This is a genomic window from Pseudarthrobacter defluvii (genome assembly GCF_030323865.1).
GTDB lineage: Bacteria > Actinomycetota > Actinomycetes > Actinomycetales > Micrococcaceae > Arthrobacter > Arthrobacter sedimenti.
In genome coordinates this window covers 3,860,970-3,887,947 of sequence record NZ_CP066362.1, presented here as the reverse complement: position 1 = coordinate 3,887,947, position 26,978 = coordinate 3,860,970, and the positions used below count along the sequence as shown (strand labels likewise).

Annotated in this window: 22 protein-coding genes; 9 read left to right on the top strand and 13 right to left on the bottom strand. The window is 66.9% G+C overall.

Annotated elements, in window-relative coordinates; genetic code table 11:
* Positions 1-349 precede the first annotated feature (349 nt).
* Complete coding sequence (locus JCQ34_RS18100) at positions 350-1,627, bottom strand: benzoate/H(+) symporter BenE family transporter (RefSeq protein WP_286400055.1); 1,278 nt, start codon at positions 1,625-1,627, stop codon at positions 350-352.
* A 93-nt stretch (positions 1,628-1,720) separates the two neighbouring features.
* On the bottom strand, positions 1,721-2,602 hold the full coding sequence (gene catA / locus JCQ34_RS18095; protein WP_286400052.1) for a catechol 1,2-dioxygenase: 882 nt from the start codon (positions 2,600-2,602) through the stop codon (positions 1,721-1,723).
* A gap of 326 nt (positions 2,603-2,928) precedes the next feature.
* Here catA and benA point away from each other — a divergent pair, with 326 nt between their 5' ends.
* From benA to JCQ34_RS18070, 5 genes are all read left to right on the top strand, one after another.
* Entirely contained in the window at positions 2,929-4,314 is a 1,386-nt protein-coding gene (gene benA / locus JCQ34_RS18090) for a benzoate 1,2-dioxygenase large subunit (RefSeq protein ID WP_286400050.1), read from the top strand.
* Positions 4,315-4,346: 32 nt separating this feature from the next.
* Positions 4,347-4,883, top strand: a complete 537-nt coding sequence (benB, locus tag JCQ34_RS18085) for a benzoate 1,2-dioxygenase small subunit (protein WP_286400047.1) — start codon at positions 4,347-4,349, stop codon at positions 4,881-4,883.
* Between the two features lie 123 nt (positions 4,884-5,006).
* Positions 5,007-6,578: a benzoate 1,2-dioxygenase electron transfer component BenC gene (gene benC, locus JCQ34_RS18080; RefSeq protein ID WP_286400044.1), complete on the top strand. Its 1,572-nt coding sequence runs from the start codon at positions 5,007-5,009 to the stop codon at positions 6,576-6,578.
* Complete coding sequence (locus JCQ34_RS18075; protein ID WP_286400041.1) at positions 6,578-7,405, top strand: 1,6-dihydroxycyclohexa-2,4-diene-1-carboxylate dehydrogenase; 828 nt, start codon at positions 6,578-6,580, stop codon at positions 7,403-7,405. Before benC ends, JCQ34_RS18075 begins: the two co-directional genes overlap by 1 nt.
* 58 nt (positions 7,406-7,463) lie before the next feature.
* Complete coding sequence (locus JCQ34_RS18070) at positions 7,464-10,304, top strand: AAA family ATPase (RefSeq protein WP_286400038.1); 2,841 nt, start codon at positions 7,464-7,466, stop codon at positions 10,302-10,304.
* A 5-nt stretch (positions 10,305-10,309) separates the two neighbouring features.
* Here the strand turns inward: JCQ34_RS18070 and catC are convergent, their stop codons facing one another.
* The 4 genes from catC to JCQ34_RS18050 form a co-directional block, all read right to left on the bottom strand.
* A complete protein-coding gene (catC, locus tag JCQ34_RS18065) occupies positions 10,310-10,588 on the bottom strand; it encodes a muconolactone Delta-isomerase (protein WP_286400035.1) in 279 nt (92 codons plus the stop codon).
* A 34-nt stretch (positions 10,589-10,622) separates the two neighbouring features.
* On the bottom strand, positions 10,623-11,723 hold the full coding sequence (locus JCQ34_RS18060) for a mandelate racemase/muconate lactonizing enzyme family protein (RefSeq protein ID WP_286400032.1): 1,101 nt from the start codon (positions 11,721-11,723) through the stop codon (positions 10,623-10,625).
* Positions 11,720-12,640: a LysR substrate-binding domain-containing protein gene (locus tag JCQ34_RS18055; protein ID WP_286400030.1), complete on the bottom strand. Its 921-nt coding sequence runs from the start codon at positions 12,638-12,640 to the stop codon at positions 11,720-11,722. The genes JCQ34_RS18060 and JCQ34_RS18055 overlap by 4 nt, the downstream gene beginning before the upstream one ends.
* Positions 12,641-12,715: 75 nt before the next feature.
* Complete coding sequence (locus JCQ34_RS18050; protein ID WP_286400027.1) at positions 12,716-14,089, bottom strand: MFS transporter; 1,374 nt, start codon at positions 14,087-14,089, stop codon at positions 12,716-12,718.
* 332 nt (positions 14,090-14,421) lie between these two features.
* Between JCQ34_RS18050 and JCQ34_RS18045 the strand changes: the two genes are divergently transcribed.
* Positions 14,422-15,120 carry a maleylpyruvate isomerase family mycothiol-dependent enzyme gene (locus JCQ34_RS18045; protein WP_286400024.1) on the top strand — a complete coding sequence of 233 codons (699 nt, stop codon included), beginning with the start codon at positions 14,422-14,424 and terminating at the stop codon, positions 15,118-15,120.
* 68 nt (positions 15,121-15,188) lie between these two features.
* Here JCQ34_RS18045 and JCQ34_RS18040 read toward each other — a convergent pair whose 3' ends face one another.
* On the bottom strand, positions 15,189-16,166 hold the full coding sequence (locus JCQ34_RS18040) for an ABC transporter substrate-binding protein (RefSeq protein ID WP_286400020.1): 978 nt from the start codon (positions 16,164-16,166) through the stop codon (positions 15,189-15,191).
* Between the two features lie 333 nt (positions 16,167-16,499).
* On the opposite strand from JCQ34_RS18040, the gene JCQ34_RS18035 reads away from it, so the two are divergent.
* Positions 16,500-18,833 (top strand): chromosome segregation ATPase, encoded by a 2,334-nt coding sequence (locus JCQ34_RS18035; RefSeq protein WP_286400018.1) that lies wholly within the window; start codon positions 16,500-16,502, stop codon positions 18,831-18,833.
* 103 nt (positions 18,834-18,936) lie between these two features.
* Here JCQ34_RS18035 and JCQ34_RS18030 read toward each other — a convergent pair whose 3' ends face one another.
* The gene (locus JCQ34_RS18030) at positions 18,937-19,635 is read right to left on the bottom strand and encodes a type 1 glutamine amidotransferase domain-containing protein (RefSeq protein WP_286400015.1); all 699 of its coding nucleotides are present in this window, start codon (positions 19,633-19,635) and stop codon (positions 18,937-18,939) included.
* Positions 19,636-19,699: 64 nt separating this feature from the next.
* Positions 19,700-20,572, bottom strand: coding sequence for an aldo/keto reductase (locus JCQ34_RS18025; RefSeq protein ID WP_286400012.1), 873 nt, complete (start codon positions 20,570-20,572; stop codon positions 19,700-19,702).
* Positions 20,573-20,711: 139 nt separating this feature from the next.
* On the opposite strand from JCQ34_RS18025, the gene JCQ34_RS18020 reads away from it, so the two are divergent.
* Entirely contained in the window at positions 20,712-21,701 is a 990-nt protein-coding gene (locus JCQ34_RS18020) for an LLM class flavin-dependent oxidoreductase (RefSeq protein ID WP_286400009.1), read from the top strand.
* Between the two features lies 1 nt (position 21,702).
* A complete protein-coding gene (locus JCQ34_RS18015) occupies positions 21,703-23,190 on the top strand; it encodes an MFS transporter (protein ID WP_286400006.1) in 1,488 nt (495 codons plus the stop codon).
* On the opposite strand, the gene JCQ34_RS18010 is transcribed toward JCQ34_RS18015, so the two are convergent.
* From JCQ34_RS18010 to JCQ34_RS17995, 4 genes are all read right to left on the bottom strand, one after another.
* Entirely contained in the window at positions 23,187-24,314 is a 1,128-nt protein-coding gene (locus JCQ34_RS18010; protein WP_286400003.1) for an FAD-dependent oxidoreductase, read from the bottom strand. The two genes, JCQ34_RS18015 and JCQ34_RS18010, sit on opposite strands and share 4 nt — an antisense overlap.
* Positions 24,315-24,349: 35 nt before the next feature.
* Positions 24,350-25,276: an AEC family transporter gene (locus tag JCQ34_RS18005; RefSeq protein ID WP_286400000.1), complete on the bottom strand. Its 927-nt coding sequence runs from the start codon at positions 25,274-25,276 to the stop codon at positions 24,350-24,352.
* A gap of 53 nt (positions 25,277-25,329) precedes the next feature.
* Positions 25,330-25,755, bottom strand: a complete 426-nt coding sequence (panD, locus tag JCQ34_RS18000) for an aspartate 1-decarboxylase (RefSeq protein ID WP_200830651.1) — start codon at positions 25,753-25,755, stop codon at positions 25,330-25,332.
* A gap of 168 nt (positions 25,756-25,923) precedes the next feature.
* Positions 25,924-26,838, bottom strand: coding sequence for a LysR family transcriptional regulator (locus JCQ34_RS17995; RefSeq protein ID WP_286399995.1), 915 nt, complete (start codon positions 26,836-26,838; stop codon positions 25,924-25,926).
* Positions 26,839-26,978: the final 140 nt, after the last annotated feature.

Here is a 26,978-nt window from a genome sequence, read left to right as displayed (position 1 = left end):
CACTTTGGGGGAACCGGGCGGCCGGGTACCTGCGATGTTTGAAGCCTTCTTGAACAGGGCACCTTGATCATGTACCCCGTTTATCTACCCCGCTCATGTACCGGGGATTTGTCTGTTCGGCTGGAGATTGATGGAAAGCGCAAGCCTTATTGCCTTCTTGTTCGCTGGTGCCGTGGGTAGCGTCAGGAGCGCAGAGCCCAATGCCCCTCAAATAATTGCGAAACCCGGGTGGGGAAGGATTGCTTGGCTGGCTTTCAGGAGCAAGACGGCCACCTTCCTGCATCGGCTCGCGTGGGCGGTTGAACCGGACCCGCGCTGACGCAGAAGAACCCGCCGGGAAGTGCAGCTGTCAGGATTGGGCGTGGTCCGCACGCTCCAGCAGGCGGGACACCCCGTAGCCAATCACCAGGCCCCAGAAGGCTGCGTGGATGTTGAAGAGGTTCATGCCCGAGATGGTCACCACGAAGGTGACCAGTGAACCCAGGGTGAAGCTGGCGGCGAAGGCGGTCACGAAGGCCTGCTGCAGGGCCCGCAGCATCGCGATGCCGCCCAGTGCCAGCACGAATTCCTTGGGCGCGGCGAGCATCAGCCGGGTCAGGGTGGGGGCGAACGCCGCGAACACCAGGGCCAGCAGGCCGTACGCCACGGCGGCCGTATATTGGCGCTCCCTCTTCCCGGACGAGGTCAACAGAGCGTTGGTGGGGCCGGTAACGCACGCCGAAACTGCGCCGAAACCGGCATTCAGCACCGAAAAGGCGCCGGAGGCAATAGCGAAGGCATTGACCGGCGGCTGATGGCCGGCAGCGCGGAGGACGGCGATGCCCTGGCCGTTTTGGACGAACAGGACGGTCAGGGTCAGGGGAACCACCAGTTCGAGCTGGGCGGCCCACGTGAAATCAGGGGCGGTGAAGACCGTGGTGGCCAGGAGCGGTCCGCCGGGTGGCAGGTTGAACTGGCCGCTGGCCGCCACGGCGATGCCGCCCGCCACCAGGGTGCCCAGGACCGGCGGCAGGTACCGGCCCAGCCTGGGAACCGCGGTGAGGACCAGGAACGCAGCCACCATCGGGGCAGCCACGGCCGGGTTGTCCTGGGCGGAGGCAACGATGTCCGTGCCGAACTTCAGGAACACCGCAGCCACCATGGCCATTACGAGCGGCATGGGCACCAGTGCCATGGCTTTGCGCACCACGCCGGTTGCGCCCAGGGCGAGGATCAGCACGCCGGAGGTGAAGAAGGCCCCGACGACTTCGGGGAAGGCCAGGTGCTGCAGGGACGGCCCCAGGAGTACCGTCCCTGGGATGGACCAGGCGAAGCCCAGCGGCTGCCGGTAAATCAGTGACATCAGCAGGGTGGCGGCCCCGCCGGAAAAGAGGATGCCAAAAACCCAGGACGACAGCTGGCCCTGGGTCAGGCCGCCCGCGGTCCCGACGGCCAGCGTGACGGCGATGGGCCCGGACGCCGCGAAAATGAGCCCAATGGCGCCGTTGGAGACATACGACAGGCCCAGGTCGCGGAGGATCCGGCGGGGACCCGCGGGCCGGACCCCCGGACGTTCCAGCAGGGGTTCCGGCGCCGGCCGGCCTGGCTCGACGGAGCTGGCGGTCGGATGGTGGCGGGGGTGGCTCATCGGGGCTCCTGGCTGGGGGGCGGAAAAACCGGAAGCGCTCCGAAGCATCAGCTCCGGAGCGCCTCCGTGCGGGGGTATCTCCCAGTTTGCGTGCTACTTCTTCTGGCCCTGCTTTGCCAGGACGTAGTCATAAACTACTTCCTCGCCCTTTCCGTCGGTACGGGGGCGGGGGTCCAGCATCAGTTCAGGCTTCACTGCCGAGGCGATGTCGTCGGCGTTGTGCGGATCGCCGGGGAAGTAGAGCTGCTGGGTGACCGGCTCGTAGCCCGGTGCGGACACCTTGATGTGGATGTGCGCCGGACGCCAGGCGTGCCAGCCCGCCGCACTGATCAGCTGCCCGCAGGCCCCGTCCGTGGGGATCTGGTAGGGCGCCGGACGCATCGTGTTGATCTCGAACCGGCCATCGTCGGAAGCCTTGACGGTGGCGCGGAAGAGCCACTCGGGCAGGCCCGGGGCGTACTGGGAGTAGAAACCGGCGGCGTCCGCGTGCCAGATCTCCACCTGGGCGCCCTGGATGGGGTCGCCGTCGGTGTCGGTGAACTGGCCGCTGAAGCGCAGCGGGGTGCCCTCCTCGCCGTCGCGCATTTCAACCGTGGCGGGCGTCTGGAGTTCCGGGGAATTGGGAACGTAGTACGGGCCCTCAATGGTGCCCACGGTGCCGGGACGGTCCTGGGAGTTGACGTCCTCAACGGTGTGCTCAAGCCAGACGTCGAGGAACAGCGGCCATTCACCGTCCGTCCCGACCTTGATCAGCCACGCTTTGAGCGCGTTGTATTCCTCGTAGGTGACCTGGTGTTCCTCGACGATGTCGTTGGCGGCCTTGATCAGCGCGCCGGCCAGCAGGCTCACCCGTTCCTTGGATACATCCACCTTGGAGAGCTTGCCCGACGCTGCGAACCGCTCGGTTGCCTTGGTGCCTGCTTCGACGGCGGTGCCTTCGTTTTCCGTGCGGCTGTCCGTTGGGGTTTGGGTCATGACAATGTCCACCTTCCTCATTGAATGGGGACAGGAAGGGCTCCTGCACCCGACGCGGGCTGCCGGGCCAGTCGTCATGCCCTGCGCCGCACCGCGTGATGTCGGTCTCAATCGTAGGCCCGCGGATAAGGACGCTACAAATATCAACTAGGCGTCTTTTGAGTCATTATCGATACATAAAGACACCCTTGGTGGAACCTAGGTATTTGCCTGATGTGAGGCCAATCACGAGCGGCAAGAATTGCTGGACAACGTCCGCCGCCGAAGCCCCTTCCCGAGTGGACCTCCGACCATCCGTCCAGCAATCTCCAATGAAGGAGCACGCCATGACCGAGAACCTGATCCATGCCCGCGAGGTCCTTGCCGACGCCGTGATCGACGACCGTGAGAACGGCGTCATCCGGGCCAAGCGCGAGATCTTCACCGACCAGGAGATCTTCGAACTCGAGATGAAGCACATCTTCGAAGGCAACTGGGTGTATCTCGCCCACGAGTCGCAGATCCCCAACGTGGGCGACTACTTCACCACGTACATCGGCCGTACCCCGGTGATGATCACCCGGGACAAGGATGAAAACCTGAACTGCCTGGTCAATGCCTGTTCGCACCGCGGCGCCATGCTGTGCCGCCGCAAGACGGACAACCGCACTACCTTCACCTGCCCGTTCCACGGCTGGACCTTCAAGAACTCCGGTGAGTTGCTGAAGGTCAAGGACTCCCGGAACGCTGGCTACCCCGAGACCTTCAACAAGGAAGGCTCACACGACCTCACCAAGGTGGCCCGCTTCGAGTCCTACCGCGGCTTCCTGTTCGGCTCGCTGAAGGCCGACGTGCTCCCGCTCGAGGAGCACCTGGGCGATGCCACCAAGGTCATCGACTCGATCGTGGACCAGTCGCCCGAGGGCCTGGAAGTGCTGCGTGGATCCTCCACCTACACCTACGACGGCAACTGGAAGGTCCAGGCCGAGAACGGCGCCGACGGCTACCACGTCACCGCCGTGCACTGGAACTACGCGGCCACCACGGCCCGCCGCAGCGCCGGGGATTCGGCCAACAAGACCAAGGCCATGGACGCCGGCAAGTGGGGCAAGGTCAAGGGCGGGTTCTACTCCTACGACCACGGGCACCTGCTGCTGTGGCAGGAGTGGACCAACCCCCAGGACCGTCCGCTCTGGGACCGCCGCGACGAGCTTGTGGCCAAGTACGGGGAGGAGATGGCGAACTTCATGATCAACATCTCCCGCAACCTGTGCCTGTACCCGAACGTCTACATCATGGACCAGTTCTCCTCGCAGATCCGGCACTTCCGGCCCATCTCCGCGGACCAGACCGAGGTGACCATCTACTGCATCGCCCCCAAGGGCGAGTCCCAGGAGAACCGTTCCAAGCGCATCCGCCAGTACGAGGACTTCTTCAACGCCACGGGCATGGCCACGCCGGACGACCTGGAGGAATTCCGCTCCTGCAACAAGACCTACTGGGCCACCAGCGCCCCGTGGAACGACATGACCCGCGGCTCCGCCCACGAGATCAGCGGCCCGGATGAGCAGGCACAGGCCCTGGGCATGACCCGGGTGATCGCCTCCGGCATGCGCACCGAAGACGAAGGGCTCTACCCCATCCAGCACGGGTACTGGAAGGAAGTCATGGACCGGGCCCTGGCGGAGGAAGAGGAGCGTTCCGCCCTGGAATCCGTTCCCGTCTCCGCCTGAGAGCCCGCCGAACCACAGAGAGCGCAGAACCCATGACCAACCTGACCCACACCGCCCCGGCCCTGAAGACCGCGGAGGAGATCGCAACCCTCGAAACCGTCCGCGCGTTCCTCTACCGGGAAGCCCGCCTGCTTGATGACCGCCAGTTCGATGAATGGCTGGAGTGCTACCACCCGGACTCCGAATTCTGGATGCCGGCCTGGGACGTGGACGACCAACTGACCCAGGACCCCCAGAACGAGATCTCCCTGATCTACTACGACAACCGGGGCGGCATCGAGGACCGGGTGTTCCGGATCAAGACCGACAGGTCCTCGGCCACTTCCCTCCCGGAGCCCCGCACGGGCCACAACATCACGGACGTCGAGGTGCTGGCGAACGACGGCGGCACGGTGGACGTGCGCTTCAACTGGTTCACCCTCTACTTCCGCTACAACACGACGGACACCTACTTCGGCACCAGCTACTACACCCTGGACCTTTCAGGTCCGCAGCCGGTGATCCTGAAGAAGAAGGTGGTCCTGAAGAACGACTACATCCACCACGTGGTGGACGTCTACATGATCTGACCTGCCAGCAGCCGGCGCCCGGGACCTGCGGGCGCCGCACGGCATTTTCCACCCTGTGCCCACCGGGCACGCCATAACTTTTTCCGGACCGCGATGGCGCGCCCGGACAGTCAGGAGGACCCCATGGGCCACAAAGTAGCCCTCAGCTTCGAGGACGGCGTCACCAAAGTCATCAAGGTCGGCGACTATGAGACCGTCATGGATGCCGCCTATAAGGCACGCATCAACATTCCATCGGACTGCCGGGACGGCGCCTGCGGCACCTGCAAGGCCTTCTGCGATTCCGGTTCCTTCGACCCGGGCGACTTCATCGACGACGCCATGACGGAGGAGGAACTCGAAAAGGGCTACCTGCTCACCTGCCAGGCCGTGCCGGAGTCGGACCTCGCCATCCAGATCCCGGCCACGTCCGAATCGGCGAAGACGGCAGCCGCGTCCTTCACCTCCACCATCAAGGAGCTCAACCGGCACACGGACACCACCGTCTCCTTCACCCTTGAGGTGGACAACCGCGACGCGCTGGCCTTCCTCCCCGGACAGTACGTCAACCTCAAAGTCCCCGGCACCGACGCCGAGCGTTCCTACTCCTTCAGCAGCGGCCCCGAGGTCCAGGACGCATCCTTCATGGTCCGGGTGACCCCCCAGGGCGCCATGTCCGAGTACCTCCGCGACCGCGCCGCCGTGGGTGACACCATCAACTTCACCGGCCCGTACGGATCGTTCTTCCTGCGCGAGCCCAAGCGGCCCCTGCTGCTCCTGGCCGGCGGCACCGGGCTGGCCCCGCTCCTGTCCATCCTCGAAAAGCTCGCCGAAAACCCGCCCTCCACCCCGGTCCACCTGATCTACGGGCTCACCCGCGAGGCCGACATCGTGGGCCTGGACTGGCTGCGCGCCTACGAGGCGAAACTGCCCGGCTTCACCTGGGACTACATCGCCTCCGAGCCCGGCACCTCCGCCCCGCACACCGGCTACGTCACCCAGATCATCGAGCCGAAGCACCTCAACGACGGCGACGTGGACATCTACCTCTGCGGCCCGCCGCCCATGGTCAATGCCGTCTCCAAGTGGCTGGACACCGAAGGCATCAAGCCCGCCAACTTCTACTTCGAACGGTTCGCGCCGAAGGAAACCACCGGCGGCGACGCCGAGACGGGCGCACCGGCTCCGGTTGAGAAAATCCAGGCCGATGGCGACACCATGACCCGCGGCGAGGCCGTGTCCTCGCTGGAGACCGGCCGGCTGGATTTCCGCAAGGAGGACAGCTTCGCCCAGTTGGATGCCCGCATGGGCCTGGAGCTTGCAGTCAGCGAACTGCTGCTGGGACGGCTCAGCCAGGAGCAGCTGCGCCAGTTCCGCCGCCTGGCCGAAGCCACCACCGGTTCGGTGCAGGGCGGAAACATCACCGATCCCGACGCGTTTGCACGCACCAACGAGGAATTCCACGAGTACCTCTTCACGATCTGCGACAACCCGATGCTCCTGGAGTCCTACCGCCGCCTGGACGTCCACGCCCAGATGGCCGCGGCGTTCGACGCCGGAACGCCGATCTTCGAACGCGTCACGCAGGACCACCTTGACGTCGTCGACGCCTTTGAACGCGGGGACAAAGCCAGGCTGCGCGAAGTCATCATGGCCCACGCCCAGGATGCCAAGGGCACCATGGTCGGTGCCATCGACGCCAAGGCCGCCCACTGATGGCCGCGCCGTACGCAGGGCAATACGTGACCCCGGGCAGGTTCGGCGGCAAGGTCGCCGTCGTCACCGGTGCCGCCCAGGGGATTGGCCAGAAGGTGGCCGAACGTATCGGCGCCGAAGGCGGCGCCGTGGTCCTGGTGGACCGCGCGGACCTGGTCCACGATGTTGCCCGCGGCATCGGGGAGGCCGCCAAAGCGTCGGGTTCGGGCGGCTCGGCCACGTCCGTCACCGCGGACCTGGAAACCTTCGCCGGCGCCACCCAGGCCATCAAGGCCGCCCTCGCCGCTCACGGCCGCGTGGACGTCCTGGTCAACAACGTGGGCGGGACCATCTGGGCACGGCCCTACCAGGAGTACGACGAGGACAAGATCGAGAAGGAAATCCGCCGCTCCCTCTTTCCCACGCTCTGGACCTGCCGGGCGGTCCTGCCGGCGATGATGGAGCAGGGCTCCGGCACGATCGTGAACGTCTCCTCCGTAGCCACCCGGGGAATGCACCGGGTGCCCTACGCCGCGGCAAAAGGCGGCGTGAACGCCCTGACCCAGTCGCTGGCCATGGAAGTGGCCGGGCACGGCATCCGCGTGGTGGCCACCGCCCCGGGCGGCACGGAAGCCCCGCCGCGCAAGGTCAAGCGCGGGCCGGACGCCGAATCCGCCACCGAGAAGGACTGGTACCAAACCATCGTTGACCAGACGGTGGAGTCCTCGTTCATGAAGCGCTACGGCACCCTGGATGAGCAGGCAGCGCCCATCGTGTTCCTTGCCTCGGACGAGGCCTCCTACCTCACCGGCAGCATCCTCCCTGTGGCCGGCGGCGACCTGGGCTAGTGCATCCGGTGGATGCGCGCAATGGGGGCGCCCGGGCCGCTCCGGTAGGATGGCGGCCATGACGGCGGGCTCCACCCAGGGCGAGATGGCGGAGGACTTCCCGCTGGCGGGCCGGGCCGCGGCGTTCGAGCAGCTGCTGGAAATCCTCCGCAGCGTCCGCAAGGGCAACGTGGGAACCGTGGTCCTCTCCGGGCCCTCCGGCTCCGGCAAAACCGCGCTGCTGGAACTCTTCCTTGACCACTGCCGGACCGCCGCCCGCGGCGTCCGCGTGCTGTCCGCCATGGGGGACGACTGGGAGGCGCAGTTCGCCCTGGCCGGCTACTCCCAGCTCATGCGGACCCTGCCGCTCCGGACGGCAAAGGATTACGACGGCGGCCCGGCCCTGGCGCCGGGGCCCGTCGCCTCCCTGACCCCCGACCAGGTGGTCAACTACGCCTCCACCCTCAGCACCCATCTCGAAGGCCTGCAGACACACGGCAGCGTGGTGGTCGCCGTCGACGACGTCCACAAGCTCGACGAGGCGAGCCTGCGCATCCTCACCTTCGTCATGCGCAGGCTGCACGAGAAGCGGGTCCTGTTCCTGCTGACCCTCAACCCTGTAGACGCGCCCCGGGTCCCCGCCGGCGTGCTCGACTTCCTCACCGGCCACCAGGTGGTCCGCATTCCGCTCGAACCCCTCTCGCCGCAGCAGGTCCAGGACGTGGCCCGGAGCCTGTTCGGCCTGGACCTCAGCGCGACGGCGGCCCACGGCCTGGTGACGCACACCGGCGGAATAGCCCGGTCCGTCGTGGAGCTGCTCCGTGAGCTGCCCCCGGAGACCTGGCAGTCGTGGTTCCCTTCCCTGCCGCCTACTTCCCGGGTGCGCGCCAGGGTCCGCAGCGTCCTGGCCGCCGCGTCCCCCGCCCTGGTGGCCGCCGCGGAGGCCGCAGCGGTGCTCGGCCCCGGCGCGGGCCTGGTGGAGGTGGCCCGGGTGGGTGGCCTGGAAGCCGTCATGCCGGCCCTCGATGAGGGGCACCGCGCCGGGCTGCTGGGACTGTCCGTGGACCAGTCCCGCTCCGCCGTCGCCTTCCTCGAACCCGGAACCGCGGAAGCCGTCTACGAACAGATCGTCCCCAGCCGGCGCATCGCCCTGCACCGGAGGGCCTCAGAGGTTGTCCAGTCCGAGGGTGAACAGCTGGGCCACCGCGTCGCGGCCACCCCGGCCGCAGACGAAACCCTGGCCGTGGAACTGGAAGAGTTCGCGCGGCGGCAGGCCACGGTGGGCGCATGGCAGGACGCCTCCACCGCGTTATTCTCCGCCTCGAGGCTCTCCCCTGACATCCGCGCCCGCAACCTCCGGCTCCTGAAAGCCGTCGACGCCCTGGTGGGCTCCGGCAACGTGGCCCAGGCGCAGGCCTGGGCCGGCGCGGTGGACGCCCTGCCGCCGTCGCCCCTGCGCTCCTCGGTGCTGGGGTACCTGTCCACGGTGTCCGGCCAGAATGACAGCGCCCAAAGCCAGCTGGAGATGGCCTGGCGGACCAGCAATCCGCAGCACGAACCCGCCGCGGCGGCGCAGGTGGCCCAGCGTTTCGTCCTCCACGGGGTGGCCTCCTGGAATGGTCCGATGATCACCGGCTGGGCCGAACGCGCCATGGCCCTGACGGAGCCTGGAACTCCGGCGCACATCGAGTCGGAGGCCATCTACGGCCTGGGCCTGTACGCCCAGGGCCGGATAGCGGACGCCGAGGCCTCCTACCAGCGGGCCTCTGCCCAGGCCGCCGAGAATGCCCAGAAGCAGCGGGTGCAGATGGGCGCCGGCTGGCTGGCCCTGCGCCTGGACAACGCCGAATCCGCGCTGGTGAATTTCGAGTCTGCCGCCCCCACCGAGTACCGCGGGGGATCGCTGCGGATCTCCCTGTGGGCCGAGGCCTGGCTGGCCCGCACGCACCTGGTGCTGGGCAACTGGGACGCGGCCGCCGCCACCATCTCCCGGGCAAGCGTCCGGCTGGAGACCTCGCGGATGCCGCTGATCCGGCCGCTGCTGTACTGGACGGCCGCCGAGCTGTGGTCCATGCGGGGCGATTGGGACCGGGCACGCTACTACGTGTCACAGGCCGCGGTGCAGCCGGGAACATACCGGGCCATGCAGGTCCCGGCCAGCCTGGCGCGTGCCCGCTTCCACGAGGCGCGGGCGGACTACGAAAGCGCCCTGGCGGCCCTGCAGCCGCTGCCGGAGCTGGACCCTTGGACCGATCAACGGGTGTCCTTCTGGCCGTGGCAGGACACCTATGTCAATGCGCTGGTCATGACCGACAAACTCGACGCCGCAGAGACGTTCCTTACCGCATTCGAAGGAGTGCACCGCGAGCGCGAAGTCCCCTCCGACCTGGCCCGGGTGGCGTGGGCCAGGGGCCGGCTGCTGGCCGCCCAGGGGGACCCGGACACGGCGAGGGAGTACTTCGAGGCGGCGCTGGGTCACCTTCGTGGGCTCAACCGCCCCTATCTGCGGGCGCGGATCAGTTTCGCGTTCGGGCAAAGCATGCGCCGGGCCGGAAAGCGGCGCCTGGCCTCATCGGTGCTGCGGGCGGCGCGGGACCTGTACGACACCCTTGGCGCGACCACCTATGTGGAACGGTGCGACCGCGAGCTGAAGGCCACCGGCCTGGACATCGGGAACCTGCCGGACCCGGCGGACCCGGCGGACCCGGTGCTTTCGTCGGTGGGTAGCTACCATCAACAGCTCACGGCCCAGGAACAGGCCGTGGCCGAGTTGGTGGCGACGGGCGCAACCAACAAGGAGGCGGCCCGGGCCTTGTTCCTGGCCGAAAAGACGGTGCAGTACCACCTCACGCGGCTGTACCGGAAGATGGGAATCCGGTCACGCAGCGAACTCGCGGCCGCGTTCCGGGCCAAGGACTGAGCCGGCTACTTCACGTCCGAGGGGTGCTTGGCCAGCGGCACCACGGTGATGTCCATGTACGGGAACAGGGGAAGGCCCTGCAGGATCCCGTGCAGCTCGTCGTTCGATTCGACGTCGAAGACGGAGTAGTTGGCGTATTCACCCACCACCCGCCAGATCTCGGGCCATTTGCCGGAGCGCTGCAGTTCCTGGGAGTAGGCCTTCTCCTTTGCCTTGATTCCGGCGGCTTCTTCGGCAGGCATGCCGGCGGGCAGGTTGACGTCCATATGGACCAGATACTTCATGGTGACCTCTCGGTGGAATTGGAATGGAAGGGTGTCAGTCGGTGCGGTAATGGGCGAGCTTGTCCTCGTCCACGTCGGTGCCGGCGCCGGGGCCTTCGGGAACGTGGATCCGCCCGCCGGTGATGGCCAGCGGCTGGGCCAGCAGGTCATCGGTCATGTCGAGGTAGTTGGAAAGTTCCGCCGCACGCTTGGCGGTGTGGGCGAAGGCTGCGCCGAACACCACGGAGGCCACGGTGCCTACCTGGGTGTCGATCTGGTTGCCGATGTAGACGTCGATGCCCATGCCCTCGGCCATGCCAACGATCTTGCCGGCTTCGGTGAAGCCGGACCGGGCGGTCTTGACGGACAGTAGGTTGGCCCCGCCGGTGAGGATTTCGCGGGCCGCCTCGCCCAGGTTGGCGGCGGACTCGTCCGCTGCAATGGGGATGGGGGAGTTGGTGACCAGGCGGCGGCGGCCCAGGACTTCGCGGGCGTCGTCCGGTTCCTCAAGGAACTGCAGGCCGAGGTCGGCGGTGCGGCGCAGCACCTCGGTGGCCTCGTTGGCGGTCCAGCCGCGGTTGGCGTCCATGTATAGCTCGGCGTCCTCGCCGAGGCCTTCCCGCAGCACCCTGGCGGCCTCGATGTCCAGGTTCAGCGGGCGGCGGCCGGTCTTCAGCTTGAAGGTGTTGATGCCGTAGGTTTCCCGGAATTCCAGGGCCAGGGCCAGGAGTTCCTTGGCGGGTTTGAAGCCGAGCATGTGGGAGACGCGCAGCGAGTCGGTGTAGCCGCCCAGCAGCTTGGTCACGGGCTGCCCCAGGGTCTTGCCGATGACGTCCCAGACGGCAATGTCCACGGCGCCCTTGGCTGTCTGGTTGTGGATGGTGCGTGCCATTACGGCCTGGATCTTTTCCCGGTCAAAGACGTCAAGGCCCACCAGTTGCGGGGCGAAGACGTCCTGCATGACCGCGACGATGGACTTTTGCGTCTCACCGTAGGTGTACGGGCGGGGCGGGGTGTCTGCGGTTCCCACCACGCCGTCGTCGGTGTGGACGCGGACCAGGACGTGGTCGGCCTCGTGCACGGAGCCTGAGGCGAAATGGAGCGGGTGGCGGTACGGGATCGAGTAGGGGATCGCCTCGATGGCTGCGATCTTCATGATGGCGGGAGCCTTTCATCAGCAGGAGCGGGGGTGGCGGCGTCAGCGGTTGCCGTGGCCACGATGTCCAGGAAGTTTTGCAGCAGTGCGGACGGGTGGCCGCGCAGCCAGGCGACGGCGAGTTCCACCGGGGGAACATTGTCGATTTCCCGGTAGGCGACGCCGTCGAGCTGGAAGGCGCGCACACTGGACGGCATGACGGCGACGCCGCCGCCCGCGGCCACGAACGCCAGCATGGTGGAGGTCTCACCCACCACTTGCGTGATCCGCGGCTGGAAGCCTGCCTGGCGGCAGAGGTCCGAGGTGATGCGGTTCAGCACGGACTCCGGTGAGTAGGCGATGAAGTCCTGGTCCTGCAGTTCGTGCATGGCCACGGGGCGGTCCACCGCCAGGGCACTGAAGGAGGGGAGCGCGACGACGAGTGGCTCCTGGGTGACCACGCGGTAGTCGATTTCCTCGGAGGCAACGGGAGGACGCAGCAGTGCCGCGTCCAGGGTGCCGTTCCGCAGCCCCGCTTCCATGGACGGCGTCAGCATCTCTCCGTTCAGCGCCAACGACAGGCCGGGAAGGACCTGCTTAGTGAGCCGCGCGATCCGGGGCATGACACCGTAGGTTGCCGAGCCGGAGAACCCCACCCGGAGGACGCCGGTGGCGCCCTTGCCCACCTGGTAGACATCTGCGCGGAGCGTCTCGACGTCGTTGACGATCTGGCGGCCGCGGTCCAGCAGGAGCTGGCCCGCCGCCGTCAGGTCCACCCGGCGGGTGGTGCGGTTGAGGAGCTGGACGCCCAGCTGGTCTTCGAGCTGGCGGATCTGCTGGGACAACGGCGGCTGCGCCATGTGCAGGCGCTTTGCCGCCCGGCCGAAATGCCGCTCCTCCGCGACCGCGATGAAGTAGTTCAGCTGGCGGATTTCCATCCTGTGCCACCTTTCCACGGGCCGGGAGGAGGCGCGGCGTGGCCTCATTGATTCATAGAGTAACCATAAAAGGCCTTACTTAGATAGTTTTTCGACGTAATCTTGTGGCTCTTCAACGACCGGCAGGGCTTCCTCCAGCCTGTGCTGGCGCGGCACCAGGATGGTGACGGCGCCGCCGAGCAGGGCCACCGCGCCGTAAATGTAGAAGGCTGTTGCCCCGCCGATCCCCGCGGCTTCCAGCCAGCCGCCGATGATCGGACCCAGGACCCCGCCGAGCCGGCCCACGCTGGCGCACCAGGCGACGCCGGCGGCACGGGCATTGGTGGTGAAGTAGTTGGACTGGAAACCGTAGACCAGCACCTGGGTGCCCAGGGTTCCCACCCCTGCGGTGGCGATGAACGTGAAGAGCAGCGGCAGCGGGAAGCTGAAGGTCATCAGCCCCAGGGAGAGGGTGGCCAGGGCAAACGTGGCAGCGATGACCCGCTGGGGTCCGTTCCGGTCTGCCATCCGGGAGGCCACCAGTCCGCCCACCACGGCACCGAGGTTCAGGGCCAGCGGGAAGAACAGGGCGTAGGTCCGGCCGTAGCCGTAGCCCTCCATGATCTTGGGCAGCCAGGTGTTGAGCCCGTAGGTCAGGAGGAGGCCGCAGAAGGACATCAGGCCCAGCAGGATGGATGCCACGGCGAACTGGCGGGAGAAGACGGCGGCGAACCCGGACTTCCGCGGAGCGGCGCCGGCCTCCCTGATCACCTGCTCTTCGCCGAGCGGCACCCCGGTGCGCCATGCTGCGGCGAGGGCTTCCTCTTCCCGACCCCGGGCCAGCAGCCAGCGCGGGGATTCCGGGAGCTTCCGCCAGGCAATGGGCAGGATGACCAGAAGGGGCAGGGATCCAATGATGAAGAGGCCGCGCCAGCCGATGCTGTCCAGGAAGGCGATGCCCAGGACGGATGCCAGCACGCCGCCCGCGGGGACCCCGGAGTACACGACCGCGTTGTAGAACTGCCGCCGTCCCGCGGGTGCGAACTCGGCCATGGTGGCGCCGGCGCTGGCGATGACGACGCCCAGGCCCAGCCCGGTGGCAAACCGGAGGGCGCCGAAGGCGGTGACGTCCGTGGCCAGGGCGGTGGCGAACATGCCCAGGGAGAACCAGGCGATGCCGGCGAGCATCAGCCGGCGGCGGCCGAAGAAGTCACCGATCGCCCCGCATGCCAGCGACCCCACCAGTACGCCGATGAGGGCCCAGGACCCCAGGAGCCCGGCGGTGGCAGCATCGAAGTGCCCGATTTGGCCTGCGTCTGCGAGCAGTCCCGGAAGGACGGTGCCGTAGACCACCAGGTCGTAGCCGTCGAACAGGAGGGCGGCGCAGATGACGAAAGCCACCCAGTTGGCTGTCCGTGTCTCCTTTCCCGGGTTTCCGGAGATCGTGGGTTGGGGGTGCGGCAGCGTCATGGCGCAGGTCCTTTCGGGGGAGCGGGTGGAGAGGCGTTTGCGGTATTCGGATGGATCCGCGCAGGGGGCCTCGGCACCCCAGCGTGACAGGCAATGTGACGCACGGCATATGAGGGGAATTCCCGGTTTCGCGCCGGGGGTGCATTGTGCCGTTCCTGCGTATCAAAGGGGCTGTTTTTGCGATGGATCCCGCAGGAACAGGCTCAATGCACCCGGCGGCAGGGGCGTCCGGCCGGTGCTGGCAGACCGCGTCTTATTCCATAGGCGGACGGTATGAACCAGGCGGCCCGTAACCGTGGCCGGGGGCATGGCGCCGCGGTTAGGCTGGCGGAATGATCAATCCAGCACGGCTGCACTCAGACCTGTCCCGCCTGGGCCGGGAGACGGACATGTTCCTTGCCACGGTCTCCTCCTTGTCCGATGAAGAGCTGGCTGCTCCTTCGCTGTGTGAAGGGTGGACCCGCGCCCACGTCATCGCGCACGTCGCCTCCAGCGGGCGCGCACTGGTTGGGCTGATCGACTGGGCTACGTCCGGGGAGGAACGCCAGCTGTACGCGTCCCCCGAAGCGCGCTCGCAGGCCATCGCTGCCCTGGCGGCCCTGCCGCGGGAGGAGCTCCTGGCTGAAGTGCGGGACTCGGTCGCCGCTTTTGCCGATGAAGCCCGGCGGTTGACCGGGGAGCTTGCGGCGCCGGAAGTTAAGGTGGGTGGCCGGGAGCTGCCGGCAACGTCCATTGTGGCGCTGCGGATTGCCGAGGTGGTGGTGCACCATCATGACCTGGACACCGCCTGGACCATTGAAGAGGCCGACCCCGATTCACTGCTGAACGCCATCGAGGCCGTGGTCCGTGCCATGCGCGCCAAGGGTGCACCCGGGATGACGCTGGTGACCGAGGAACGCGACGAGTGGATCATCGGTGACGGCGGCCTGCGCATTGAGTCGGACCGGGAAGGCCTCCTGAAATGGCTGGCACGCGGTGACGCCGAAGATATTGAAGCGGGGGGTCCGGTGCCCGCGCTGCCGGCCTGGTAAAGCCAAAGAATCCCCGCCGGGCGCCAGCGATTGCTGGGACCGGCGGGGATTCCTTCGTCGGCAGGCCGCTACTTCTTGGGCAGGCCCGCCGGGTTCAGTTCGGACTTCTGGATGGCCTCGGAGGAAAGGCCCCAGCGGTCCAGGATCTTGGCGTAGGTGCCGTCGTCGATCAGGTGGTTCAGCGCAGCTTGCGCGGCGACTGCCAGTCCGTTGCCCTTCTTGGTGGTGAAGGCGATCTGTGCCGTCAGCGGCCAGCCGCCATTCAGCGTGCCCACCTGCTTCGTCTTCCCGTCCTGCGCCGCCTTGTACGCGGCGGCGGCGTTGGGCCCGAACGTCAGGTCCGCACGGCCTGACTGGAGCGCCAGGCTCGAGGCGGAGTCGTCGTCGTAATACTGGAACTGGACCGGCGCCAGGCCGTTCTTCTTGTTCTCTTCGTCCCAGCGCACCAGGATGGCTTCCTGGTTGGTGCCGGAGCCCACGATGATCCGCTTGCCGGCCACGTCCTTGGCTTCCTTGATCTCGCCGATGCTGGAATCACTCTTGGCGTAGAAGCCCAGCAGGTCGTTTCGGTAGGTGGCGAAGTCGAACTTCTCCTTGCGCGCCTCCGTGACGGTGACGTTGGAGAGCACGGCCTCGTACTTGGATGACTCAATGCCCAGCGGCCAGTCCGCCCACGCTACGGGCAGGACCTCGACTTCCAGTCCCAGCGTCTCGCCCACCGCGTAGGCGATATCCACCTCGCTGCCGATCAGGGTCTTGTTGTCCGTGGCGAAGAGGCTGAGCGGAGCCGCCCCGCCGGTGGTCACCACGGTGAGCTTGCCGTCGGCCTTGATCGCCTCCGGGACCAAGGCGGCAGCGGCGGGGTCGGCGGAGACCTTGAAGCGGTCCTGCTGCGGGGAGAGGTTGAAGGTCTTGCCGGCTGAGTTGGCAGCGGACGACGACGGTGCTTCCGCCGCCGAGGCGCCGGGATCGGAGCAGGCAGCCAGTCCCAGCAGCGCTGAGACGGCAAGGGCCACGACGGCGGCCGGCTTGGTTGTGAAGGCCATGGTTCCTCCTGGGAAAGGGGCGAAAGATGCAACGGAATGTGCGCGTTGCAGCAACTATCCGGCACCCCCGGAGGGGGAACCAAAGGCCCTCGAAACCCTGGGATACAGGGAGTAACGGCGGTTAACCGGAGGACCGCGGCGGTCACATTTGGGCTTCCCTCCGATCCCTGTTCCTGCAGTCAAGTAGGGCTTGTCACACATTCAGCAGAAAGCGAGTACTTGGGGAAAAAAGACAAGTGGTGATTACGCGTGTTCTCCCCATACCCGGGAAATTACGGTGGGGCTGTGAGGCGGCCAGAGAGGTCCGCCGCAATGGTCTTATCAGGAGCTCGCATGCGCACTTCCCCGTCCAAATCCCCCCTACCCCGGCGCCTGGCTGCAGCTGTGGTCCTGCCCGGACTGCTCACAACAAGCCTGGTGCTGGTCCAGCCCGCGGTGGCAGCCCCCGGCACGGCCCCCGGAATCTGTAACGGCGTGGTCAACCAGCTGGCGCACCGCGGCGCCGTCCAGGAGAACCTCCTGAAGGCCGCCGCCAAGAAGAACGCCGACGCCATTGCTGCCCGGCAGGCGGAGAAGGCTGCCCTTCAGGCCCAGGCAGATGCACTGGCGGCACAGAAGGCGGACGCGGAGAAGGCGCTGGCTGACCTTGCAGCGCAGGAGACGCAGCTGGACAGCCAGGAAGCAGCAGCGCTGGCAGAGGTGGACAAGCTAACTGCCCAGCAGACGAGCCTGGCCTCCCAGGTGACGGCAGCGGAAGCCGCCCTCGCCGACCTACAGGACCAGCAGGCAAGCGTGGCGGGCCAGCTGGCGCCGCTGCAGGATGAACTCGCCGCGGCCCAGGCCGCCTCCGCCGGCTTGAAGGACCAGGCGGACAAGCTCGGCGCAGAACTGGTGGCCAACAGCACGGCGATTGCGGCTGCCCAAACCGAGCTTTCCCGGCTGCAGCAGGCCGCGGACCAGGCGGCTTCAGACGTCACTGCCAAGAATGCACAGATCCAGCTGGCCAAGGAACAACTGGCCACCCTGACCACTCAGGCGCAGCAGGCCGCAGATGCCGTGAACGCTGCACAGACGGAAGTCACTGACGCCGAAAATCAGCTGAAGGTACTTGAAGCTGCCGGAACCACCGCGGTCGCGGACCTTCAGGCGCAGCAGGACAAGGTGGATGCGGCCAAAGCCGCACTGGCCACACTGCAGGAAACCGCTGCCGCCGCGGACGCCGCTGTCAGCAGCAAGAAGGATCAGATCGCGACGGCCCAGACGGAGCTTACGGCCCTGCAGTCCGCAGCCTCCACTGCCAAGGCGGCACTCGATGCCAAGAACGCAGAGATCACCGCAGCCCAGTCGGACCTGCGGACCCTTCAAACCAACGCGGCGGCCGCTGCAAAGGCGGTCAGCGACAACAACGCGAAGATCTCTGCCGTGAACACTGACATCGCCAACCTCCAGAGCCAGATTGACAGCGTGAAGAGCCAGATCGCCACGAAGCAGGCCACCCTTACCCAAGCCCAGTCCGACCTCGCAACCCTGGTTACGCAGAAGAACACATTAACTGCGCAGATTGCCGATTTGGACAGTCAAATCGCCGCCATCAACGGTAACTCCAGTAAGAAACGGACGCTTCAGGCCCAGCGCGACGCCGCCGCGGCCCAGCTGGTAACTGTAAACAGTCAGATCGCTGACAAGAGCGCTACCATCTCCGGCCTTCAGGGCGACCTGGCTACCCTCCAGAGCCAGGTGGACAGCCTGAACTCCCAGCTTGTGGCCAAGCAGCAGGAAAGCAGCGCCCTGCAGCAGCAGGCAGCCCCGCTTCAGGCAGCGCTCGATGCAGCCAATTCAGCGGTCACGGCAAAACAGAACGACATCGCCACCCTCAAGGCGCAGGTGCCCGGGCTGCAGGATGCCGTGAACCAGGCAAACGCCGCTGTTGCCGGCAAGCAGTCCGAGCTCAGCACCCTGCAGGGGCAGCTCCCGGCGCTGGAACAGGCGGCGAAGGACGCTGCCGGCGCGGTGACCGCCCAGCAGCAGGTGGTGGCGGACCTCGAAGACGCATTGCCAACCCTCACCGAAAACGTTGAGCAGGCACAGCAGGCCATCACGGACCAAAAAACGGTCCTCGACGCGAAAAATGCAGCATTGACGGTCGCGCAGGGGGCGCTCACTGCAGCCAATACCGCCGTTCAGGACAAGCAGACAGAGCTTTCCACCCTGCAGGGCCAGATCAGCGGACTCCAGGCCACCCTTGATGCCGCGAACACGGCCGTCGCCACGAAGACCGGTGAAATCAACTCGCTCAATCAGCTGGGCGACGACTTGGTCGCCCGCATCAACGATCTCAATGGCCAGATCGCCACCGCCGAAGCCAACGTCCTTGACCTTCAGGGCCGGGTGACGCCGCTGCTGGATCAGCTCAATGGCCTCAATGGCGAGATCAGCGCCGCTGAAGCCAACCTCAAGGCGCTGCAGAGCCAGCTGAGCGCGGTGGACACCCAGCTGACCGCGGCGCAGGGCCAGCTCCGAACCCTGCAGACACAGAAAAAGCCAAGCAAGGACGCGGTGGAGGCGCAGAAGCTGGTCGTAGCCAGTCTGCAAACGCAGCTGGCGGACATCCAGAAGCAGATCGCCGCGATCGATCCCACCATCGCGAACGGGGGCTGCGCCGCCTGATCAACGAGGCATGAAGACCGGCGTCCAATGGCGTGCGCCGCAAGGAGGGGACCAGTTCTTTTGCGAACTGGTCCCCTCTGTTACTGCCTGAAAGACGTGCCGGCTAGCTCAGCGCGGTAAGCACTTCCTTGGCCACGTCCTCGCTGGACTGCGGGTTTTGCCCGGTGATGAGGTTGCCGTCCCGGACCACATTGGAGGACCAGGCCGCGCCGTTTTCGACGACGGCGCCCTTCTCCTTCAGCGCGTCCTCCACCAGCCACGGCGTGTTCTCACCGGTGCCGCCGCCAAGCTCTTCCTCGTTGGTGAAGACCGTGAGGCGCCGTCCCTTGAAGGCGAATGCGCCGTCGTCGTCCGTTGCGCTCAGCAGCCCGGCGGGGCCGTGGCAGAACGGCGCAATGATCTTGCCGTCCTTGTTGGCTGCCACCAGGATGCGGCCCAGGTCGGCGTCCTTGTACAGGTCGGCCATGGGACCGTGGCCGCCGGGCATCACCACGGCGTCGTAGGAGGCAACGTCGACGTCGGCCAGGACCAGCGGGTGCGCCAGCTCGCCGTCGATCTTCGCGATGTAGTCCTTAAACCCCTGCGCCCGCTCGTCCCCACCTGCCGACTCGGCAGCCAGGCTCACCTGGTCCACCGTGGGCTTCCGGCCTCCCGGGGTGGCGATGTGTACCGTGTTGCCGGCCTCGGTCAGGGTCTGGTGGGACACCACCAGTTCCTCTGCCCAGTAGCCGGTGGGGTGTTCGCTGCCGTCCTTCATGGTGAGGGAATCTGCGGCCGAGACGACCATCAAAATGTTTGCCATGGTGTTTCTCCTGTCCTTGCTGACGTGAGTGTCTTTGCTGACGTGAGTGGCTGGAAGCCGCTTGCTACTTGCCGGCTGCTTCAAGCTCAGCGTACGTGTCGTCGTCGAGCGTGATGCCGGCGGCGGCCATGTTCTCCTCGAGGTGCTGCACGGAGCCGGTGCCGGGGATGGGCATCATCACGGGTGAGCGGCGCAGCAGCCAGGCCAGGGCTACCTGGGAGGTGGTGGCGCCCAGGCGCTTCGCGGCCTCGTCGAGCGGGCCGCCCGGCTGGGCGAGCTCGCCCGCCGAGATCGGAGCCCACGGGATGAAGCCGATGCCGTTTTCCTCGGAGTAGCGCAGCACGTCCTCGGAGCTCCGGTCGGTCAGGTTGTAGCGGTTCTGGACGGTGGAGACCGTGAAATGCCTGCTCGCAGCCTCCAGGTCCTCAACGCTCACCTGCGACAGGCCCAGGGCGCGGACCTTGCCTTCGTCCTGGAGTTCGCGCAGGACGCCGAACTGTTCCTCGGCGTCCACCTTGGGATCAATCCGGTGCAGCTGAAGCAGGTCAAGGGTGTCCACCTTCAGCTTCCGCAGGCTCAGCTCGGTCTGCTGGCGCAGGTATTCGGGCCGGCCAACGGGAATCCACTTGTTGGGCCCGGTGCGGGTGAAGCCCACCTTGGTGGCGATCTTCAGCCCCTCCTTGTACGGGTGCAGGGCCTCGGCGATGATTTCCTCGCTGATGTTGGGGCCATAGGAGTCGGCGGTGTCGATGAAGTCCACGCCGAGTTCGACGGCGCGGCGCACCACGTCGATGGCGGCCTGGCGGTCCTTGGGCTCACCCCAGACACCGTCACCCACGATGCGCATGGCACCAAAACCGAGCCGGTGCACGGTTCCCAGGTCCTTGAGGTCGATCGTTGCGGACAGTTCCAGCTGGTTCCTTGAATCATGGCTCATAGGGGCGGCAACATCGTAAGCGTGCTGAGTATTCCGGCGGAGACGAAATAAGCCGGGCTCCGCCGTCGTTATGCCTCAAGTGCCCGCCGCAATCCGGCCGGCGATTCTTACGAAACGTTCCTGAAAGGCCGCAACTGACGTGACTCTTCCCCTTTCCATCCTTGACCTGGCAACCATCGGCAAAGGCCAGACGGCGGCGGAGAGCTTCGCGGGCAGCGTGGCCATGGCGCAGAGCGCCGAAAAGCTGGGCTACCGGCGCATCTGGTACGCCGAGCACCACAACATGTCCTCCATCGCCTCCTCCGCCACCAGCGTGCTGATCGCGCACGTGGCCGCGCACACCGAAAGCATCCGGCTGGGTGCCGGCGGCGTCATGCTGCCCAACCACTCGCCGCTGACCATCGCAGAACAGTTCGGCACCCTGGAAACCCTGCACCCGGGCCGGATCGACCTGGGCCTGGGCCGGGCGCCCGGCAGCGACCAGAACACCATGCGGGCGCTGCGCCGCGACCCGATGTCCGCGGACAGCTTCCCGCAGGACGTCCTTGAGCTGCAGGGCTACCTGACCGGCCCCACCCGCATCCAGGGCGTCGAGGCCACCCCGGGTAAGGGGACCAATGTCCCGCTGTACATCCTGGGCTCGTCCCTGTTCGGCGCCCGCCTGGCCGCGCAGCTGGGCCTGCCCTACGCATTCGCCTCGCACTTTGCCCCGGCCGCGCTGCAGGATGCGGTGGAAATCTACCGCCGCGAGTTCAAGCCGTCAGCCCAGCTTGACGCCCCGCACGTGATCGCCGGCGTCAACGTGATCGCCGCCGACTCCGCCTCGGAAGCGCAGGCGATGTTCCAGGCCACCAAGCGCGCCCGCGTCTCCCTGTTCTTCGGCGGCGGCCGCGAGTTCACAGACGACGAAGCTGACATGATCCTTGACTCGCCGCAGGGACGGCACATGGCGCAGATGATGACGTACTCCGCGGTGGGGACGCCCGACGTCGTCATCGATTACCTGGAGAGCTTCGGCAAGCACGCCGACGCCGACGAACTCATCGTGGCGCACCAGAGCCCAGGAACCCAGGACCGCCTGCGGTCCGTCGAGCTGCTGGCGCAGGCCGCCGGCCTGGTGGCGGTCTGACATGGCAAACGCGGCGAACGCCAAAGACGGCGTAGGGTTCCGGTCCGAGCGCGGGCCCATCCTCATTGCCCTAATGCTGTCCACGGGACTCGTGGCCATCGATTCCACCATCGTGGCCACGGCCGTCCCGTCGATTGTGCGGGACATCGGCGGCTTCTCCTCCTTCCCCTGGCTCTTCTCCGCGTATCTGCTGGCGCAGGCCGTGTCCGTGCCGATCTACGGCAAGCTGTCCGACATGGCGGGCCGCAAACCCATCATCCTCACCGGCATCGGCCTGTTCCTGCTGGGTTCGGTGCTGTGCGGCGTGGCCTGGAGCATGCCCTCGCTGATCGCCTTCCGGGCACTGCAGGGGCTCGGTGCCGGCGCTGTCCTGCCGGTGGCCGTCACCATCGCCGGCGACATTTACACCCTTCAGGAGCGCGCCAAGGTCCAGGGCTACCTGGCCAGCGTCTGGGCCATTTCCTCCGTAGTGGGCCCCAGCCTGGGCGGTGTTTTCTCCGCACTGGGCATCTGGCGCGGCATTTTCCTGGTCAACGTCCCGCTCTGCCTCCTGGCCGGGTGGATGCTGGTCCGCACCCTGCACGAGAACGTGGAACGGAAGAAGCACAAGGTGGACTACGCAGGCGCCGTGCTGCTGGCCGGCTCACTTGGCCTGCTCATCCTCGGCGCCCTCCAGGGCGGCCAGGCGTGGGCTTGGAATTCGCCCATCGGCATCGGCGTGTTCGTGGTGGGCGCAGTCCTGCTGGCGGCATTCCTCCTGGTGGAACGCCGGGCAGCGGAGCCCATCCTGCCGGCTTGGGTGGTGTCCCGCCGCCTGCTCGCCACCACCGCGCTGGTGTCCTTCGGCGTCGGCACGGTAATGATCGGCCTGACGTCCTACGTGCCCACCTTCCTTGAAGGCGCCCTGTCCTCCTCGCCGCTGGTGGCCGGCCTGGCGCTCGCCGCCCTGACCCTCGGCTGGCCGCTCAGCGCCTCGCAGGCCGGGAAGTTCTACCTGCGAATCGGGTTCAAGACCACGGCGCTGATCGGCATTGCCATCTCCGTGGTTGGCCTGCTGATCCTGTCGCTCACGGCCTCTTCGCCCAACGTGGCGCTGATCGCGGTGAGCTGCTTCGTCGTCGGGCTCGGCCTGGGCCTGCTGGCCACCCCGACGCTGATTTCCGCCCAGTCCAGCGTCCCCTGGCACGAACGCGGCGTGGTGACCAGCACCAACATGTTTGCCCGCTCCATCGGGAGCGCCCTGGGCGTGGCCGTTTTCGGTGCCGTGGCCAACGCCATCTACGGCGGCAGCACTGGTGGCGACGCCGATCCCGCCACTGTTATTTCCGCGTCCGGGGCCGTCTTCCTGGCCGCGCTGGTGGCCGGGCTGCTGACCGTTGTCGCCGTATTGACCATGCCTGCAGTCAAGGCTGACAGCGTGGAGCAGGCGGGCGACGGTGCAGGTGAAGCAGGCCAGGTTCCCAGCCGGGCGGAAGGCCGCAGCAGCTAGCGCGACGCCCGGAAGATCGACGGTGCCGGCCGGGTCCCCGTGGCCAGGTCCGCCAGGATCCGCCCCACCACCGGCGTGAACTTGAAGCCGTGCCCGGAGAAGCCCGCGCCGATCACCACCGGCCCGATCCGGTCCAGGATGAAGTCCTCGTCCGGGGTGGTGGTGTAGGTGCAGCTGATGGCCTCGAACGAGTCGGCATCCACGCCGGGCAGCCACTGCCGGGCATACTCCTGAAGGGCGGCGAGCTGCGTTGGCTCCGGCAGGAAGTCGCGGTGGTCCGGGTCCACTTCCGGGCCAACCCCGTGCCAGCCTGCCTTGATGCCCTCGCCTGGGGTCTGCATGCCGTAAACAGGGGAGTACCAGCCCTGGTAGTCCGGGGCGGGGTAGTGGTTGAAGCCGGGCCACACGGCGCCGGCGTCCGTCACCCGGAAGTGCGCCGGCTGCTCCTGGGTCACCCTGAGGCGGGGAATCCTGATGCCCTGCGGGCCGCTAACCTTGCCCAGCAGCTTCTCGGTCCAGCCGCCTGCCGTCACCACGGCCTGGGCTGCGGTGACCAGCTCAGTGCCTGCGGCCGAATCAAGCGTCAGCCGCACGCCGTCGTCGAACACCTCGAAGCCCACCACTCTGGTGTTATGCCTGACTTCGGCGCCCCGGGCGGACGCCAGCCGCTGGAAGGCGGGGAGCGCCGCTTCCGGGTTGAGTTGGCCGCCGTCGGGCATGTGCAGGACCTGCTGATCGAAGTGGATGCCGCGCCACTGTTCGCCGGCCTCGGCCGGGTGCAGGAACTCGGCGCGGATGCCGGCGGTGGTGAGGGCTGCCGCAATTCTTTGAGCGTCGAAGCCCGGGCCGTGGGTGACGACGCCGGTCCGCGTCAGCAGCCGCTCGCCGCTTTCCTGCTCCAGCTCCTCCCACAGCGCCAGCCCCTCGGCCAGCATGGCCACGTAGTCCGGCTGGTGGTAGCCCGGGTTCAGGTTCCGGGTGGCGCCGTGCGACGCGCCGATTTTGTGTCCGGGGCCGAACTGCTCCACCAGCGTCACCTGCCGGCCACGCCGCGACAAGGCCCACGCGGCCGCGGAACCCATGGCCCCGCCGCCGATCACCACGGTATCCAGCACAGTATTCATCAGCCCTCCAAGCTGCGGTTATGCCTGCTCAATGCCTATGCCAGGAGCAGCGCCACACCGATCATCGCCGGTACCGCCACCACGGTGGTGATCAGCACGGTGTCCTTGGCCACGGTAAGCCCTGTCTGGTAGCGGCTGGCCGCAACGAACACGTTCTGCGCAGTGGGCAGGGCCGAGGTGACCACCACGGCGAACAGGGCATGCCCGTCCATCCCCAGCGCGAAGCGGGCAAAAAGGTAGGCAAGGGCCGGCTGGACTCCCAGCTTGAAGCCGCTGGCCAGCAGGGTGTCGAGGCGCCGGTTGGCGGATGCCTGCAGCGGCCGGGTGCCGTTCAGGCTCATGCCGAATGCGATGAGCATGGCGGGAATCGCCGCGCCGCCGATCAGGTGGATGGGCTCCATGACCAGCTCCGGGACCTGGAAGCCGGTGCCGGCCACCAGCAGCCCCAAGCCGGACCCCACGATCATGGGGTTGCGCAGGATCATCAGGAAGAAGCCCAGCACGGTGGTGCGGTGCGTGCTGGTGCTCGAGTCAAGGATCATCAGGAACATCGGGGTGAAGAACGCCAGCTGGAAAATCAGCAGCGGTGCCACATAGCTGGCATCGCCCAGAACATATACCGCAATGGGAATACCCAGGTTTGCCGAGTTGGCCAGGGAGGCGGACATTGCCGACATCAGCGATTCCGGGAGTGCCCGTTTCAGCCAGAACCTGGTGATGGTGAAGAAAATGGCCGCCGTAACAATTGCTGCGACCGCCGTGACCAGCAGCGGTTCAGCGAAAACTTCCTGCAGCCGCGCCTTACTGAGGGTTTCGAAGAGCAGTGCCGGGCTGGCGACGAAGAAGGTCAGGCCGCTGAGGACGGGCCGGGCGTTGTCGCCGAGGATCCTTTGCCGGCCCACGAACCAGCCCACCAGGATGATGCACCACACCACGAAGAATCCGGCCAGCACCCCTAGCAAAGGATGCCTCGCGGGGCATGGAAGAAGGGTCTACCGGAGTTCACGCTCCGGGATCAGACGGTGGCGTTGTTCAGCGCGAACGGCGGGCGCACTACGCCAGGGGTAAGGCCCTCGGCGGGATCATTGCCCAGCTGGATCACGCGGTTGTTCTCGTCCACATGGACCACTCGGGGTTCGAAGGACTTGGCCTCTTCTGTGGTCATCTGGGCGTAGGTGATCAGGATGATGATGTCGTTCTCGTGCATCAGGTGCGCCGCTGCACCGTTGATGCCAATCACGCCGGAGCCGCGTTCGCCGGCGATGGTGTAAGTTTCAAGCCGCGCGCCGTTGGTGACGTCCACGATGGACACCAACTCGCCGGGAAGGATGTCGGCGGCCTCAAGCAGGTCGAGGTCAACGGTGACCGAGCCTACGTAGTGCAGGTCGGCGTGCGTGACGGTGGCCCGGTGGATTTTGGACTTGAACATTGTTCGATTCATAACGGGTCCAGTCTAGACCTGCGGTTCCTCACCTGCAGTGACGCACGAAACACAGGCCCACAGATGACGCCGCTGCGCACTGAGTCCGGCCGTCAGTGCGCAGGGGACGCACCTGCGCAACCACGAGCTCCCTGGGTGCGCAGTAAGGAGGCGTACGACGGCGGCCGGTCACCCGGCGTCGTCCGTTGCCACTGCGGCGGCGGCAGCAGCCAAGGTTTCCCGGGCGGCGAGGATGGCAGGGCGCTGGGCGCTGGAGCGGCGGACCGAGGTGAAGATGGTGCGGTGCGGCTTGCCGGGCAGCTCCAGCAGCTGGGCGGTGGTGCCGCGGCCGGTCCACACCAGGTCCGGCATCAGGGCCACGGCATTGCCGGACTCGATCAGCCGCGCCTGGGCCTGGAGGTCCGCTGTCTCGAAGCGCACGTCCGGCTCGAAGCCCGCGCTGCGGCACGCCTGCTCCGCCCAATGGCGCGATGCGGCACCCCGCGGTTCCATGACCCAGGCGAGCTCCGCGGTGTCCACCAGTGAACGGATGGCGGGTGCGCCGTGGGACGCCGGGGGAACGGCCAGCCGGATGGCATCGGTGGTCAGCTTCACCCGGTCCAGCTCCGGGTACCGCGGTGCCGCATGGCCGGGGTACTGCTCAGCGATCACCAGGTCGAAGTCGCGCGCCCATGTTTCATGCAGCGCCGTTTCCGGCTCCCGCTGGATCATTTCGATCCGGACTTCGGGGTACGTGCTGGCCATGCGCGTCAGGGTGTCCGGCATCAGGGCGAGCGCCGCGGACTGGAACACCGCGATGCGCACCGTGCCCGTGACGGTGGTCAGCGAGGCTGCCAGATCCGCCTCCGCCTGTTCCATGGTTTCCAGCAGCTGGGCGGTGTGGGCCACCAACACTTCCGCCTGCGGGGTCAGCTGGACCCGGCGCCCCGTTTTGCGGAGCAGCTCCACGCCCACTTCCTTCTCCAGCAGGGCCAGCTGCTGCGAGACCGACGACGGGCTGTACTGCAGGGCCTCCGCCACCTCAGCCAGCGTCCCCCGGATGCTTAATTCGCGGAGCAGCCGGAGCCTGCGGACGTCGAGCATGGCATATTCCTAACTGAAACTAACGAATATAGGTTAGAAGTAGTCACTTTATCTAACGCAAACCCGCACGCATACTGTTGAAATCGAGTTACCCCCGTCACAGCCAGGTCCCTTGGCGTGCCGCGGCGGGGTCGCCCCCC

What these genes read in the sequence shown, in the direction of transcription:
- JCQ34_RS18100 (WP_286400055.1), bottom strand. Translation starts at nt 1,627, where the DNA reads ATGAGCCACCCCCGCCACCATCCGACCGCCAGCTCCGTCGAGCCAGGC.
- catA (WP_286400052.1), bottom strand. Translation starts at nt 2,602, where the DNA reads ATGACCCAAACCCCAACGGACAGCCGCACGGAAAACGAAGGCACCGCC.
- benA (WP_286400050.1), top strand. Translation starts at nt 2,929, where the DNA reads ATGACCGAGAACCTGATCCATGCCCGCGAGGTCCTTGCCGACGCCGTG.
- benB (WP_286400047.1), top strand. Translation starts at nt 4,347, where the DNA reads ATGACCAACCTGACCCACACCGCCCCGGCCCTGAAGACCGCGGAGGAG.
- benC (WP_286400044.1), top strand. Translation starts at nt 5,007, where the DNA reads ATGGGCCACAAAGTAGCCCTCAGCTTCGAGGACGGCGTCACCAAAGTC.
- JCQ34_RS18075 (WP_286400041.1), top strand. Translation starts at nt 6,578, where the DNA reads ATGGCCGCGCCGTACGCAGGGCAATACGTGACCCCGGGCAGGTTCGGC.
- JCQ34_RS18070 (WP_286400038.1), top strand. Translation starts at nt 7,464, where the DNA reads ATGACGGCGGGCTCCACCCAGGGCGAGATGGCGGAGGACTTCCCGCTG.
- catC (WP_286400035.1), bottom strand. Translation starts at nt 10,588, where the DNA reads ATGAAGTATCTGGTCCATATGGACGTCAACCTGCCCGCCGGCATGCCT.
- JCQ34_RS18060 (WP_286400032.1), bottom strand. Translation starts at nt 11,723, where the DNA reads ATGAAGATCGCAGCCATCGAGGCGATCCCCTACTCGATCCCGTACCGC.
- JCQ34_RS18055 (WP_286400030.1), bottom strand. Translation starts at nt 12,640, where the DNA reads ATGGAAATCCGCCAGCTGAACTACTTCATCGCGGTCGCGGAGGAGCGG.
- JCQ34_RS18050 (WP_286400027.1), bottom strand. Translation starts at nt 14,089, where the DNA reads ATGACGCTGCCGCACCCCCAACCCACGATCTCCGGAAACCCGGGAAAG.
- JCQ34_RS18045 (WP_286400024.1), top strand. Translation starts at nt 14,422, where the DNA reads ATGATCAATCCAGCACGGCTGCACTCAGACCTGTCCCGCCTGGGCCGG.
- JCQ34_RS18040 (WP_286400020.1), bottom strand. Translation starts at nt 16,166, where the DNA reads ATGGCCTTCACAACCAAGCCGGCCGCCGTCGTGGCCCTTGCCGTCTCA.
- JCQ34_RS18035 (WP_286400018.1), top strand. Translation starts at nt 16,500, where the DNA reads ATGCGCACTTCCCCGTCCAAATCCCCCCTACCCCGGCGCCTGGCTGCA.
- JCQ34_RS18030 (WP_286400015.1), bottom strand. Translation starts at nt 19,635, where the DNA reads ATGGCAAACATTTTGATGGTCGTCTCGGCCGCAGATTCCCTCACCATG.
- JCQ34_RS18025 (WP_286400012.1), bottom strand. Translation starts at nt 20,572, where the DNA reads ATGAGCCATGATTCAAGGAACCAGCTGGAACTGTCCGCAACGATCGAC.
- JCQ34_RS18015 (WP_286400006.1), top strand. Translation starts at nt 21,703, where the DNA reads ATGGCAAACGCGGCGAACGCCAAAGACGGCGTAGGGTTCCGGTCCGAG.
- JCQ34_RS18010 (WP_286400003.1), bottom strand. Translation starts at nt 24,314, where the DNA reads ATGAATACTGTGCTGGATACCGTGGTGATCGGCGGCGGGGCCATGGGT.
- panD (WP_200830651.1), bottom strand. Translation starts at nt 25,755, where the DNA reads ATGAATCGAACAATGTTCAAGTCCAAAATCCACCGGGCCACCGTCACG.
- JCQ34_RS17995 (WP_286399995.1), bottom strand. Translation starts at nt 26,838, where the DNA reads ATGCTCGACGTCCGCAGGCTCCGGCTGCTCCGCGAATTAAGCATCCGG.